This window comes from Croceicoccus bisphenolivorans (assembly GCF_001634625.1).
GTDB classification, from domain to species: domain Bacteria; phylum Pseudomonadota; class Alphaproteobacteria; order Sphingomonadales; family Sphingomonadaceae; genus Croceicoccus; species Croceicoccus bisphenolivorans.
Genome location: NZ_LRSE01000010.1, coordinates 130,924 through 143,668 on the forward strand (window position 1 = coordinate 130,924; position 12,745 = coordinate 143,668).

Consider the following 12,745-nt stretch of genomic DNA (forward strand, 5'->3'; position numbering starts at 1 on the left):
GGATCAGTCCGATCCGCCGGGCACGTAGCGGGGCCGATCGGCGAGAAAACGCCGGAGTTGTTCGTGCGCCTGGCGCTTGGCCGCCGCGCGGTCGGCCGCGTGGAGCGCCTGCGCGCGGCTCGAGGCCGCCAGCGTTGCCGTCAGATCGGCGAGCTGGCGCGCTTGCAGCGCGAGCAGCTGATTGCCGGCCTGGGCCGCCTGCAGCGCCCCTGTGGCGGACTGGCTCGCGCCGACCAGGCTGCCAATCGCCGCGCGCGAGCCTTCGATGTTGGCGACCGCGCCCGCCTGGACTTTCAGCGCGTCCTCGAAGCCGGCAATGCTGTTCTGCCAGCGTGCTTCGGCGCCTTCGACCATGGCCTGCTGCGAGGCGCCGAGCGGAACGTTCCGGTACTGGGCCGCGAAGGCCGTCTCGATCTCGCGCACATCGTAGGCGATGCGTTGGGCCTGGCTCAGCAGTTGCTGTGTCTGCCGGATCTGGTCCTGCAAGGGCTGAAGGATGCTCGTCGGCAGGCGCTCGAGGTTCTTCGCCTGGTTGATGAGCGACGTCGCCTGGTTCTGCAGCATGCGGATCTGGTTGTTGATCTGCTCAAGCGTGCGAGCGGCAGTCAGCACGTTCTGCGCGTAATTGGACGGATCGTAAACGATCCCGCCGAACTGGGCGTGTGCAGGCGTCGATACCAAGGCGCTCGTACTCGCCAAGGCGAGCGCAATGCCCATGGCCATGCTGCGGAAGATTTTTCGAGAGGTCACTTCAGGTCTCCTTCTGGTGGGTTTGGGGGGTCGGAAGAGTGCGCATCGCTGCCGAGCAATTCGGCGGCCCAGTGGAGGCCGCGATACCTCAGCCAGTGGACGGCAAAGCCGCTCCGACCATGCTTTTCGATGATGCGGGACATAGCGAGCTGGTCGCTCTTGGAAGAAGCGGCGGCAAAGGCGAGCGCCACTTCGCCAAGGCCAAGTTCGAACAGGCGATTACCGCGAGAGGACTGACAGTAATAATCGCGCTTGGCCGTTGCCCGGCTGAGGATTTCAATCTGGCGGTCGTTCAGTCCGAAGCGGCGATAGATACCCAAAATCTGGGGTTCGACCGCCCGGTCATTGGGCAGGAAGATTCGCGTCGGACAGCTTTCGATAATCGCCGGCGCGATCGCCGAGGTCTCGATATCGGCAAGGCTTTGAGTGGCGAAAACGACGCTCGCATTCTTCTTGCGCAGGGTCTTGAGCCATTCGCGCAGCTGCGCGGCGAAGGCCGGACTGTCGAGCACCAGCCAGCCTTCGTCGATAATAATGAGTGTGGGCGAGCCGTCGAGGCGACCTCCGATACTGTGAAACAGATATGACAGCACGGCGGGCGCAGCCGCCGATCCGGTCAGCCCTTCGGTCTCGAACGCCTGAAAACTCGCTTCGCCCAGCCGTTCGCTTTCGGCATCGAGCAGCCGTCCAAACGGCCCGCCGACGCAGTAGGGGGCAAGCGCCTGCTTCAATGCCTGCGATTGCAAAAGAACAGCGAGCCCGGTGAGCGTGCGCTCAGCGACCGGCGCGCTCGCCAGCGAGCTCAGCGCCGACCACAGATGATCCTTGGTCTCCGGATCGATTGCGACGCCCTCCGCAACGAGGATCGCCTGAAGCCATTCCGAGGCCCAGTTGCGCTGTGCCGGCTCATCGATCCGCGCCAACGGTTGCAGCAGGACCGCCTCGTCGCTGTCCTCGGAAAGACCCGACCCCAGATCCTGCCAATCGCCGCCGCACGCGAGCGCGGCCGCACGGATCGAGCCACCGAAATCGAAAGCGAAAATCTGCGACCCGGCATAGCGGCGAAACTGCAACGCCATCATTGCCAGCAAGACCGATTTGCCCGCCCCGGTCGGACCGACGACGAGGCTGTGTCCGACGTCACCGACATGAAGCGAAAATCGGAAGGGGGTCGAGCCTTCGGTCTTGGCGTAAAACAACGGCGGCGCGTCAAAATGCGTATCGCTTTCCGGTCCGGCCCAGACGGCCGAAAGCGGCATCATATGCGCAAGGTTCAGCGTCGAGATCGGGGGCTGGCGAACATTGGCGTAGACATGGCCGGGCAGCGATCCGAGCCAGGCCTCGATCGCATTCATGCCTTCGGTCACACAGGTAAAGTCGCGGCCCTGGATGACCTTCTCGACCAGCCGCAGCTTCTCGGCGGCAAGCGCCGGTTCCTCGGCCCACACCGTAACGGTCGCGGTGACCAGCGCGAGCCCGACATGGTCGGCGCCCAGCTCCTGTAGAGCGGCATCGGCATCCTCGGCCTTGTTGGCCGCATCGCTGTCGACCAGCACCGAGGCCTCGTTGGTCATCACTTCCTTGAGGATCGCGGCGACCGATTTGCGCTTCGCAAACCACTGCCGGCGGATTTTCGAGAGCAGCTTCGTCGCATCGCTCTTGTCGAGCATGATCGCCCGCGTCGCCCAGCGATAGGCAAAGCCCTGCGCATTGAGATCATCAAGCAGCCCGGGGAATGTCGCGCTCGGAAAGCCGATCACGGTCAGTGTCCGCAGATGGGCCGAACCCAGGCGCGGTTCGAGACCGCCGGTCAGCGGCTCGTCGGCAAGCAGCGCATCGAGATGCATCGGGGTTTCGGGAACGCGTACATCGTGCATCCGCGTCGAGATGCAGCTGTGAAGATAGCTCAGGGTCTCGCCATCATCGAGCCATTGGACCTCGGGAAAGAACCCTTCGAACAGGCGCAGCAGCCGGTCGGTCCGATCGGCGAAGCCCTCGAGAAGCTCGCGCGGATCCACGCCTTTCTCGGCCTTTCCTTCGTAGAGCCAGCTTTCAGCCCGCGCGGCATCCTCGGCAGGCGGCATCCATAGGAAGGTCAGAAAATAGCGGCTCTCGAAATGCGCGCCCTCCTCTGCGAACTGCGCGGCGCGCTCTCGTTCGACCAGTGCCGAGGCCGGATCGGGAAATGCGCAGACGGGATAATCCAGTGCCGGACGGCGCACGGCCTCGACGAAGATCGACCAGCCCGAACCGAGCCGGCGCAGCGCACTGTTCAGGCGCGCCGTCGTTGCAACCAGTTCGGCAGGGGTCGCGCTGTCGAGATCCGGCCCGCGAAAGCGAGACGTGCGCTGGAAGCTGCCGTCCTTGTTGAGCACGACGCCGGGGGCGACGAGCGCCGCCCATGGCAGGAAGTCCGCAAGCCGGTCGGCCTTGTTCCGATATTCGCGCAAGCTCAGCATGGCTCAGACCTGCAGATGCGCGGGGAACCGCAGATGCCGCCGCGCGACATCGACGAATTGAGGATCGTGCCGGGCGGCCCAGACCGCGACCATGTGGCCGAGCGCGAAAAACGCGACGCCTGCGATCCACAGCTGCAGACCCAGTCCGATCGCACCCGCCAGCGTCGCGTTGGCGATGGCAAGTCCGCGCGGCGCACCGCCGAGCAGGATATGCTCGGTCAGCGCCCGGTGGACAGGGACGGCAAAGCCGTTCGGCAGAGAAGATTGACCGCTATCCATCACACCAGCGCTCCGCCGCCGAAGGAGAAGAACGAAAGGAAAAAAGAGGACGCGGCAAAGGCGATCGAAAGCCCGAAGACGATCTGGATCAGGCGCCGGAAACCTCCCGAGGTATCCCCGAAAGCAAGTGCCAGCCCGGTGGCGATGATGATGATCACCGCGACGATCTTGGCGACCGGGCCCTGGATGGATTCGAGGATCGCCTGGAGCGGCGCTTCCCACGGCATCGACGAGCCGGCGGCATGGGCGGGCGCCGCAAATGCCAGCGCAATGACGCTGCCAACGATCAAAGCGGACAGGCGCGGGTGCGCTCGCGACAAGATATGGGTCACGAATGGTCTCCTGTTGTGGATGGAAGGGGTGCGAGGACGTATTCGCCGGCGGCATCGAGTCCGCGCACTTCGGCGAGTTCGGCAAGGCGCCGCCCGGTGCCGTCGCGCACGAGCACGGCGATGATATCGATGGTTTCGGCGATCAGCGCGCGCGGCACGGTGACCACGCTTTCCTGGATCAGCTGTTCAAGCCGCCGCAGCGTGCCAAGCGCCGAGCCGGCGTGGAGCGTGCCGACCCCGCCTGGATGACCGGTGCCCCAGGCTTTCAGCAGATCGAGCGCCTCGGCACCGCGCACCTCGCCGATGGGAATGCGGTCGGGCCGCAGGCGCAGCGCCGACCGGACAAGATCGGACAAGGTGGCAACGCCGTCCTTGGTCCGCAGCGACACCAGATTGGGCGCTGCACATTGCAGCTCCAGCGTATCCTCGATGAGGACGACACGGTCGGACGTGGCTGCGACCTCGGCGAGCAACGCATTGGTGAGCGTCGTTTTGCCGGTCGAGGTGCCGCCAACCACCAGAATGTTCTTTTTCGCAGCGACTGCACCGGCAAGCGCTGTGGCCTGCCATTTGCTCATGATCCCGGTCGTCACGTAATCGGCCAGCGAGAACACCGCGATGGCTGGTTTGCGAATGGCAAAGCTGGGAGCGGCAACCACCGGGGGCAGCAGACCTTCGAAGCGCTCGCCGCCTTCCGGCAGTTCGGCGGACACACGCGGTGCGCTAGCATGCACCTCGGCGCCGACATGATGGGCGACCAGCCGGATGATCCGCTCGCCATCGGCTGCGCTCATCAGACATTCGGTCGCCGCGAGACCCTCGCCCAACCGGTCCACCCAGAGACGCCCGTCGGGGTTGAGCATGACTTCGATGACATCGGGCTCGTCGAGCCAGCGGGCGATGTCGCCGCCAAGCGCAGTGCGCAGCATGCGCGCGCCGCGCGATGAGACTTCGGATCGAAGGGGGATGACCCTCATGGACTGCCTCGGATGCGGCAACCGACCATCGGCTGCATTCGCGAGGCAGATCAAAAAGACATTACTTTGCCCTCAGGCAATAGCGATCTGCGATGAGGGTAGAAGAGCGAAGAATAAGAAAGAAAGGAAAAGGCCAAATCGGAAGGTCGCCGCCGTCCAAGCTCCAACGCCGCGCGATCATGGTTGCTTTGCATGGCCAGGTTTGGTCTTATCGGTGCACCGATTTCAATGAAGGTTGTTCCTTGCGCAGACCCGGCCCCGCCTATCTCGATTTCATGGCCTCAACTCCGGTCGATCCCTCGGTGATCGATGCGATGGCGGATGCGATGAGCAATGACTGGGGCAATCCGCATTCGGATCATGCGCATGGCCTGCAGGCCTCGAAAATTGTCGAACGATCGCGCGAAGCGCTCGCAACGCTGCTCGGTGCCGGAGAGGACGAAATCCTCTTCACCAGCGGAGCAACCGAGGCGAACAACCTCGCCATCAAAGGTGTCATGAGCTCAGCGGAACGACGCGGAAACCATCTGGTGGTGTCGTCGATCGAGCACAAATGCGTGCTGGAAGCCGCCCGTTCGCTCGTGAAAACCGGGATCGAGGTCACCGAAGTCAAACCGGGGGCAGATTGCCGCGTTCGCGCAGAAGCCATCGCGCAGGCCCTGAGGCCCGACACGGCGCTCGTATCGGTCATGCACGCCAACAACGAAACCGGCGTCATTCAACCCGTGCGCGAGATTGCCGAAATCTGTCATCGCCAAGGTGTCCTGTTTCACACAGACGCGGCGCAGACCGTCGGAAAGATCGATGTCGATTTCACTTATATCGGTGCCGATCTGCTGAGTTTCTCCGGTCACAAGTTCTACGGTCCAAAAGGCATCGGCGGGCTTGCCGTGTCGCGCGCCGAGCGGTTACGGCTCGTTCCGCAGCTTGATGGCGGTGGACAGCAGCCTCTCGGACGCAGCGGTACAGTGCCGGTTCCGCTTTGCGCCGGGCTTGCAGCGGCGGCGCGGCTTTACGAGCGCCACGGCCAGTCGGCACGCACACATATTCAATCATTACAAAGACTTTTCGAAGATCGGATCACCAGGAAGGGATGCCCTTTTACTATCAATCCGCATGCCGAGCGCATCCCGGGTTGCACAAGCCTCAGGGCCGAGGGAGTGAATGCGGAAGACATCCTCTTGCATGCCCGCGGCGAACTATCGGCATCGACAGGCTCAGCCTGCAACTCAGGCAGCATCGAGCCGTCTTACGTCCTGTTGGCGCAAGGGCTTTCCTTTGACGAGGCTTCGTCGTCCGTTCGCATCGGGATTGGCCGAACCACTTCCGAGGCGGACATTGACCGTGCCGTCACTGCGCTCTTGGCTGCGTACGAGAAAGCCTACCGCGCCGCTGCCTGAAGCCTAAAACTTCGTACAAGAGGCGCGGGCAGGGTTGCCAACTGGGGGAAATCCCCAGTAGGAACAAATCATGCTCAGAGGACCCCTTGGACAGCCCGGCGTCAAGACGCGCTTCGCGGGACATGAAACCTTCCCGCTGAGGCGGCTGTGGCTGCGCAAGGCTTACGATGCCGTCTGCGAGGATTCGGAAGCTCCGGCCCCCAATACCTTCGACAAGGACGAAGGGATCATCCGGTTCGGGGTCGGCAAGAATATGGTTGCGGCGATCAAGCATTGGGCGCTCGCGTGCCGAATCATTGAAGAAGACCCGGAGAGGGGTGTCGGTGCCTTGAAGGCAACGCCCTTCGGAGATCTCATCTTTGACCGCGATTCAGGTCTCGATCCGTTCATGGAAAGCCTCGCGACCACATGGCTGCTCCATTGGCAGATCGCCAGCAATTTCGAGCGCGCCACGACGTGGTATTATGCGTTCAACCATCTGAATGCACATGGGTTCGACCGCGACGGCATTGCCGAGCCGATCCGGCTGCTGTGTGCCCAACTCGACCGGTCGCGGGCCTCCTCCACAACGATCAAGCGCGACGTGGAATGCTTTGTCAGATCCTATGTCGCCAAGGTCGGCGCGGGCGCGGTTGACGATCAGGTGGAAACCGTACTTGGCGAACTTGGCCTTATGCGCGAAGTGTCATCGCGATCGTTCGCTTTCCGCCATGGGCCCAAGCCCGGCTTGCCCGACGGTATCTTCCTTTTTGCGCTTGCAGATTTCTGGGCGAGGCGTGCGCCCGAGCAAGCAACGCTCGCCATCGATACGCTGGTATACGAGCCCGGATCGCCGGGGCGGATCTTCAAGCTAGACGAGGATGCGCTGATCGACCGGCTTGTCGATATCGAAAGGGTCGCCAAGGGCGCCTTTCTGTGGACCGACAGCGCAGGTGTGCGCGCGATTGCCAGGCGGGGAGAAGGCCTGCCTGATCCGGCCTCCTTCATCGCCAGCGCCTATCCGCACACCAAGGCGCTCGCGGCATGACGCAGGCCTATCTCTCAGACCATGTTTCGGTCGCCCCGCGCTACCAAAGATCGATCAGGATCGATGCCGATTTTGGCCAGGCCGATCCCCTCTCCGGCTATGTACTTCAAGGATCGGCGCGCGATGCGTTGACCACCACGCTCCGCCTCGCGACAAACGGCCAGGGCGCGTTCACCTGGACGGGCCCTTACGGCGGCGGCAAGTCGAGCCTCGCGCTTGCGCTTGCCTCCTACTCGCTCGGGCGCGGGCCCGCCTACAGGGAAGCGAAGCAACTGCTTGGCGATGTGCCCGAAGTGGCCGACGTTTTCGGGCGTGCGCCCAAAGACTGGCTCTGCGTGCCGGTGAGCGGTCGGCGGGGCAACCCGGTGGCGGACCTGCGCGAAGCGGTCGCATCCGCAATCGCTGGCGAGCCGGGCCACGCTCGGACCAAGCGGTCCAGGATGGAAGCCGCTGACGGGCGCGATATCGTCGAGCGGCTGCAACGCGAGGTTGAAGCGCGTCCCAAGGGCGGGGTTCTCGTCGTTGTCGACGAACTGGGCAAATATCTGGAAGGTGCTGCCGATCACGCCGTCGACATCCATTTCTTCCAGGATCTCGCAGAGGCGGCCAATCGCAGCGAGGGAAGACTTATCGTTGTGGGCGTGCTGCACCAGGCTTTCGAGCGCTATGCGGATCGCCTCGGGCAAAGCGTCCAGGACGAATGGCGCAAGGTTCAGGGCCGCTTTGCGGATGTCCCGATCATTACGGCGGTCGACGAGGTCATCGAATTGGTCGGTCGTGCCGTCACGACAGAGCGTTCGCACCCTCAGTCGCATCAAATTGCCGCTATTGTTGCCAGCGAGATTGCCGAACGGCGACCAGGTGTGCCCAAGGATCTTGCGGAAAGGCTCGACGATTGCTGGCCTCTCAACCCTGCGGCGGCAGCGCTGCTCGGGCCGATCACCCGGCGGCGCTTCAGCCAGAACGAACGCAGCCTGTTCGGTTTTCTTGCCTCGGCGGAACCCAGCGGCTTCACCGAATTCCTTCAGCGCACGACACTCGCCTCGGGAAGAACCTTCGGACCGGCAGAACTTTGGGATTATCTGCAGGTCAATCTGGAGCCTGCGATCATGGCTTCGCCCGACGGCCATCGATGGGCACAGGCCGCAGAGGCCATAGCGAGGGCGGGCCGCGACGGCACCCACCTGCGCTTGCAGATCGCGAAGACCGTGGCGGTCATCGATCTGTTCAGCAATGGATCGGGTCTGGCAGCCTCATCCCGGACGATTGCGGCAAGCCTCGGTCATTCCGATGCGGACGTCGAAGAGCAGCTTGCCGATCTCGTGAAGATTTCGGCGCTGGTCTACCGTCGCCATCTCGGCGCCTATGCAATCTATGCCGGCAGCGATTTCGACATTGAGGGCGAAATCGAGGCCCGCATCGCCGAACGCGGGCGGCTCGAGATAGCGTCTCTGAACGATCTCGCCTCGCTGCAGCCGATTCTGGCCAAGCGGCATTACGCCGAATATGGCACGCCGCGCTGGTTCGACGCACAAATCGGCGAACTGGCGCCGCAAGGGCTTGGTCCGAAAGACGTTCGGGTTAGCGCCGGGGCTGCTGGCAAGTTCCTGCTGCTTCTGCCTGGGATCGACGTCGATCCCGGCCAAGCGGAGGCGAGTCTGATCGAAGTCTCGCGCACGGAGCATCGGCACGGTCTGCCCGTAATTGTTGGTCTTGCATCGAACAGTGCGGACATTCGCAAAACAGCGATCGAGCTCGAAGCCGCGCGAGACGTGCGCAACGAAAGCCCCGAACTGGCCGGAGATGCAGCCGCCAGGCGCGAGATCGATGCCCGCATTGCCCATTTGTCCGCGCAGCTGGAAGGTCTCCTGAGAGAGGGTTTCGAGCGCGCGCACTGGTTCGACACTGGTAAGCCGCTCGATTTGCAGTCGCTTTCCTATGGCCTGTCGCAAGCAGCAAGCGATATCGCCCGGCGGACTTTCCGGCAGGCTCCGATCGTGCATTCCGAACTCATCAATCGTCGGCGGCCTTCGAGCAATTCCAATGCGGCGTTGCGAGCCCTGTTGCATGCTATTGTAGTGGGCCGCGGCGAGCAGCACTTCGGGATCAAGGGCTATCCGGCCGAGAAGGGCCTAGCGGTTACCGTTCTGGAACGCGCGGGTCTCTATGTCCGGCAAGGCGAGCGGTGGGACTTCGTTCCGCCCGGCGAAACCAGCACGTTCGCCCCTCTCTGGTCGCTAACCGATGGCCTGCTCGAAGCCGGCGAGCAGGTTGGTGTTGCCGACATCTACCGGGCTTGGGGCGAGCCGCCTTACGGCGTGCAGCAAGGCGTGATGCCCCTATTGCTCGTGACCTATCTTTTCTCGCGCCGTCACAGCACTGCGATCTATGCGAAAGAGGCCTTCCAGCCGGCAATATCCGATCTGGTCATGGATCTTCTGCTGCAGGACCCCGACCATATTGCGCTGAGATCGGTTCCGACCGATGCCGCGAATGCGGTCGCGCTGAAGGAGTTTGCAGCCGTCGCGAGCGAATTCGTCGAAGAGGCGCCGTCGGAGGAGCCGCTCGAGATAGCACAGGCGCTCGTGCAGTTTGCGTACAGCCTTCCCAACTGGTCGCGCAAGGCGCAAGCCACGCTCTCCAAGCAAGCAATCGATGTGCGTCGCTTGTTGCTAGATGCGGACGATCCCTACCAGCTCCTCTTCGTCGACATCCCCGAAGCGCTCGAGGCTTCGGGCGAAGGCACCGCACCTGCGCTGCGCACGGTCCTGAGCGAACTTGATCACGCTTACCCAGACATGATCGAGGATCTGAAAACCCGGATGCTGGAGGGCCTGAAACACCGCGATGCAGGAAATCTCTCCGAGTTGGTGGAACGAGCCAAGCGAATAGCGGGTCACGGGGGAGACGACCTCAAGCTTCGAGGCTTCATCACGAGGCTGGCCGAGTTCGATGGGTCGACGGAAAGCATGGCGGAAATTTGCGGTCTCGTGATGGGTAAGCCGGTGACGACGTGGCACGATCTCGAGCCGAGTCGGGCGGGGATGCAGCTGTCGGAATACGCCTACCGGTTCCGCCGCGTGGAACTGTTCGGCGACAGCGACCAGCAACCGACCCAGACCGCGGTGATGGTGATGGCGGGTGTCGGGTCGACCGAACGAAGCGTCGTCCGCAGAGCACAGATTGCAACCGAGGCGCAGAAGCGCCTCGGGCCACTCCTCGACGAGATCGGCAAGACGCTCGACGCCGCACAGCTCGAGCCCGATATGGTGCTCGCCGTGATCGCGGAGCTCGCACAGCGTTATATCGAGGATGACGGCGAGCGCGATGTCACTGTGCCCATCAGCGCGGAGAAGGAAGCGTGACCGGCGAGGCGATGCATGTTCTGGGTCTGTCCGGTGGACGAGACAGCGCTGCCCTCGCGGTCTGGATGCGCGATCACCGCCCGGACATCGATGTGCGGTATTTCTTCACCGACACCGGCAAGGAGCTACCCGAGGTCTACGATTATCTCGGCCGCCTTGAGGGCTTCCTTGGCAAGCCCATTGAAATGCTCAACCCTGGTCGGGACTTCGATTTCTGGCTAGCCGAATACGGCCATTTTCTGCCTTCCCCGCGGACACGCTGGTGCACCCGGCAGTTGAAAATTCAGCCATTCCAGAAGTGGCTCAAACCGCATCTCGACGCAGGCGTGGAGGTGCATTCCTATGTCGCGATCCGCGCCGACGAACCGAGCCGTTCGGGGATGATCGCAACCCACCCCAACATGCACGTCCATTTCCCATTGAGGGAGGCCGGTCTTGACAAGGCATCGGTCATCGGCCTGCTGGAAAACTCCGGACTCGGCCTGCCGGACTATTACCGCTGGCGCTCTCGCAGCGGTTGCACATTCTGCTTTTACCAGCAGAAAATCGAATGGGTGCGGCTGATGCGCGAGCACCCGGACGCCTTCGAGGAAGCCAAGCGCTACGAAAAATCAGCCATCGAGCACGGTTCGCCGTTCACCTGGACCCAGAACGAAAGTCTCGAAGAACTGGCGCGGCCGGAGCGGGTTTCCGAGATCGAGCGTAATCATGAAGAGCGCAAGGCACAGGCGCTCGCTCGCAGAATGCCAAATCCGCTGCGAGCACGGATCACCGATGAGACGGTGGAACAGATGCTGGCCGACGAGGAGAGCGGCTGCCTCGTCTGCCACAAATAGCCAGCCGCCAGCTTTCTGCTCAACGAAGGCGCGAACCCGCACCCAGTATATGCCTCGGAGTGTCCCGGGTCCGAGAATTCTTCTATCACAATTCTGTTGCCTCTTGCCCGAGCATGCTTTTCTTACCAGCCGAAATATCGCTAGGTAATCAAAGCACATGGATACAACCGCTGGGGGTAGGGTCTCTTGACCATCGATGTAGAAAAGGCCTTTCGGGCAAATCCAAGAAGCGTCTTACAATTCCTGCAGGTCCCGGGGCAGGGTTGCTACATTCCCGCATATCAACGGGAATACCGGTGGGATAAAGAAAACGTCAATCGACTGTTCGAGGATGCGCTTCACGGCCTGAGCCTGCTCCCTGAGCGCGAGGAAACGATCAGCTTCCTCGGTACGATCATCGCGATCCACGACACCCAGTATGTGACCGTGAAGCCGCATTTCCGGAACGAGATGCCACGGCCGGTGATGACGATCATCGATGGCCAGCAGCGCATCTCGACGTTCATTCTGCTTTTTGTTGCAATTCACAATCTTCTGGCGACCTGCCTGCCCTCGGTCGAGAAAGATGACGAAGAAGGCAGCGCCTGGCTGCTTGAAGAAATTCAGAAGATGATGGCGGAACTTCGCGATTGTTTCATTCTCGACAAACGCAGCGGAAAGGCGCTCAACAGGTACTATCCACGTCTCATCAGATCCTTCGACGATGTGTGGTCTTCAAAACCGGAAGCCCGGTATTCGAGCGCGATCGCCCGCCTGATTTGGGACTACCTCAAGCATATCGAGAACGAGGAGATCGAGGCCAAGCAGTTTCGTCCGAGCGAGCCCGATGGCGAAAAAGCTTCGACGCACAAGAATGTGGCCGCCGTCTTCCGGCATATGAACAAACGCCTTCGCGACCTCGTGCAACCGCAGGAGGAGATGCCCAGCCTGATCGAGCACGCGCTCAAAGCGGGCTTCGGCGAAGCACTCTTTGGTTTCGAAGTCCCATCCGAAGTCGCCGAAAGGCTCCGCAAGGATGACGAGACGACCACGGGCAAGCGTTTCCGGCTTGCCTTTGCCGCGATCATTTTTGCTCACTATTTGCAAAGGCGAATGGCCTTCACAGTTGTCGAAAGCGAAGGCGAAGATGACGCTTTCGATATGTTCGAGGCTCTCAATACGACCGGCGAACCGCTCACCGCCTTCGAAACCTTTCGGCCCCGGGTGATCGACGCGGAAGGGCTAGAGGATTATCAATCCACCCCTTCGCACGCGGACATGCTGCGGACCGAGAAATACGTCGATCGCTACGCCTGAGAACGGCGGTGCAAAATTAGACCA

11 protein-coding genes are annotated in these 12,745 nt (G+C 62.2%); 5 read left to right on the forward strand and 6 right to left on the reverse strand.

The genetic code is table 11. From position 1 onward, the window contains the following. Positions 1 to 3 precede the first annotated feature (3 nt). From trbJ to trbB, 5 genes are read right to left on the reverse strand one after another with little or no spacing between them, the layout of a single operon-like run. The gene (gene trbJ / locus A7A77_RS12195; RefSeq protein WP_156500552.1) at positions 4 to 723 is read right to left on the reverse strand and encodes a P-type conjugative transfer protein TrbJ; all 720 of its coding nucleotides are present in this window, start codon (positions 721 to 723) and stop codon (positions 4 to 6) included. Positions 724 to 746: 23 nt separating this feature from the next. Next, positions 747 to 3,209, reverse strand: a complete 2,463-nt coding sequence (gene trbE / locus A7A77_RS12200; protein WP_066558454.1) for a conjugal transfer protein TrbE — start codon at positions 3,207 to 3,209, stop codon at positions 747 to 749. Positions 3,210 to 3,212: 3 nt separating this feature from the next. Beyond that, entirely contained in the window at positions 3,213 to 3,488 is a 276-nt protein-coding gene (locus tag A7A77_RS12205) for a VirB3 family type IV secretion system protein (protein ID WP_066558458.1), read from the reverse strand. Then, the gene (locus A7A77_RS12210; RefSeq protein WP_255356053.1) at positions 3,488 to 3,811 is read right to left on the reverse strand and encodes a TrbC/VirB2 family type IV secretion system protein; all 324 of its coding nucleotides are present in this window, start codon (positions 3,809 to 3,811) and stop codon (positions 3,488 to 3,490) included. Before A7A77_RS12210 ends, A7A77_RS12205 begins: the two co-directional genes overlap by 1 nt. 5 nt (positions 3,812 to 3,816) lie before the next feature. After that, the gene (gene trbB / locus A7A77_RS12215) at positions 3,817 to 4,797 is read right to left on the reverse strand and encodes a P-type conjugative transfer ATPase TrbB (protein WP_066558463.1); all 981 of its coding nucleotides are present in this window, start codon (positions 4,795 to 4,797) and stop codon (positions 3,817 to 3,819) included. Positions 4,798 to 4,889: 92 nt separating this feature from the next. On the opposite strand from trbB, the gene A7A77_RS12220 reads away from it, so the two are divergent. Beyond that, the gene (locus A7A77_RS12220) at positions 4,890 to 6,197 is read left to right on the forward strand and encodes a cysteine desulfurase family protein (RefSeq protein ID WP_082836102.1); all 1,308 of its coding nucleotides are present in this window, start codon (positions 4,890 to 4,892) and stop codon (positions 6,195 to 6,197) included. Between the two features lie 70 nt (positions 6,198 to 6,267). Continuing rightward, entirely contained in the window at positions 6,268 to 7,224 is a 957-nt protein-coding gene (locus tag A7A77_RS12225) for a DUF4007 family protein (protein ID WP_066558474.1), read from the forward strand. Between the two features lie 14 nt (positions 7,225 to 7,238). Here the strand turns inward: A7A77_RS12225 and A7A77_RS17915 are convergent, their stop codons facing one another. After that, positions 7,239 to 7,910 carry a hypothetical protein gene (locus A7A77_RS17915; protein ID WP_156500545.1) on the reverse strand — a complete coding sequence of 224 codons (672 nt, stop codon included), beginning with the start codon at positions 7,908 to 7,910 and terminating at the stop codon, positions 7,239 to 7,241. Between A7A77_RS17915 and A7A77_RS12230 the strand changes: the two genes are divergently transcribed. From A7A77_RS12230 to A7A77_RS12240, 3 genes are all read left to right on the forward strand, one after another. Next, a complete protein-coding gene (locus A7A77_RS12230; protein ID WP_156500546.1) occupies positions 7,860 to 10,589 on the forward strand; it encodes a hypothetical protein in 2,730 nt (909 codons plus the stop codon). The genes A7A77_RS17915 and A7A77_RS12230 overlap by 51 nt on opposite strands. Next, positions 10,586 to 11,425, forward strand: coding sequence for a phosphoadenosine phosphosulfate reductase family protein (locus A7A77_RS12235; RefSeq protein WP_082836103.1), 840 nt, complete (start codon positions 10,586 to 10,588; stop codon positions 11,423 to 11,425). Before A7A77_RS12230 ends, A7A77_RS12235 begins: the two co-directional genes overlap by 4 nt. Positions 11,426 to 11,611: 186 nt before the next feature. After that, positions 11,612 to 12,721 (forward strand): DUF262 domain-containing protein, encoded by a 1,110-nt coding sequence (locus A7A77_RS12240; protein ID WP_066558480.1) that lies wholly within the window; start codon positions 11,612 to 11,614, stop codon positions 12,719 to 12,721. Positions 12,722 to 12,745 lie beyond the last annotated feature (24 nt).

What these genes read in the sequence shown, in the direction of transcription:
- trbJ (WP_156500552.1), bottom strand. Translation starts at nt 723, where the DNA reads ATGGCCATGGGCATTGCGCTCGCCTTGGCGAGTACGAGCGCCTTGGTA.
- trbE (WP_066558454.1), bottom strand. Translation starts at nt 3,209, where the DNA reads ATGCTGAGCTTGCGCGAATATCGGAACAAGGCCGACCGGCTTGCGGAC.
- A7A77_RS12205 (WP_066558458.1), bottom strand. Translation starts at nt 3,488, where the DNA reads ATGGATAGCGGTCAATCTTCTCTGCCGAACGGCTTTGCCGTCCCTGTC.
- trbB (WP_066558463.1), bottom strand. Translation starts at nt 4,797, where the DNA reads ATGAGGGTCATCCCCCTTCGATCCGAAGTCTCATCGCGCGGCGCGCGC.
- A7A77_RS12220 (WP_082836102.1), top strand. Translation starts at nt 4,890, where the DNA reads ATGAGGGTAGAAGAGCGAAGAATAAGAAAGAAAGGAAAAGGCCAAATC.
- A7A77_RS12225 (WP_066558474.1), top strand. Translation starts at nt 6,268, where the DNA reads ATGCTCAGAGGACCCCTTGGACAGCCCGGCGTCAAGACGCGCTTCGCG.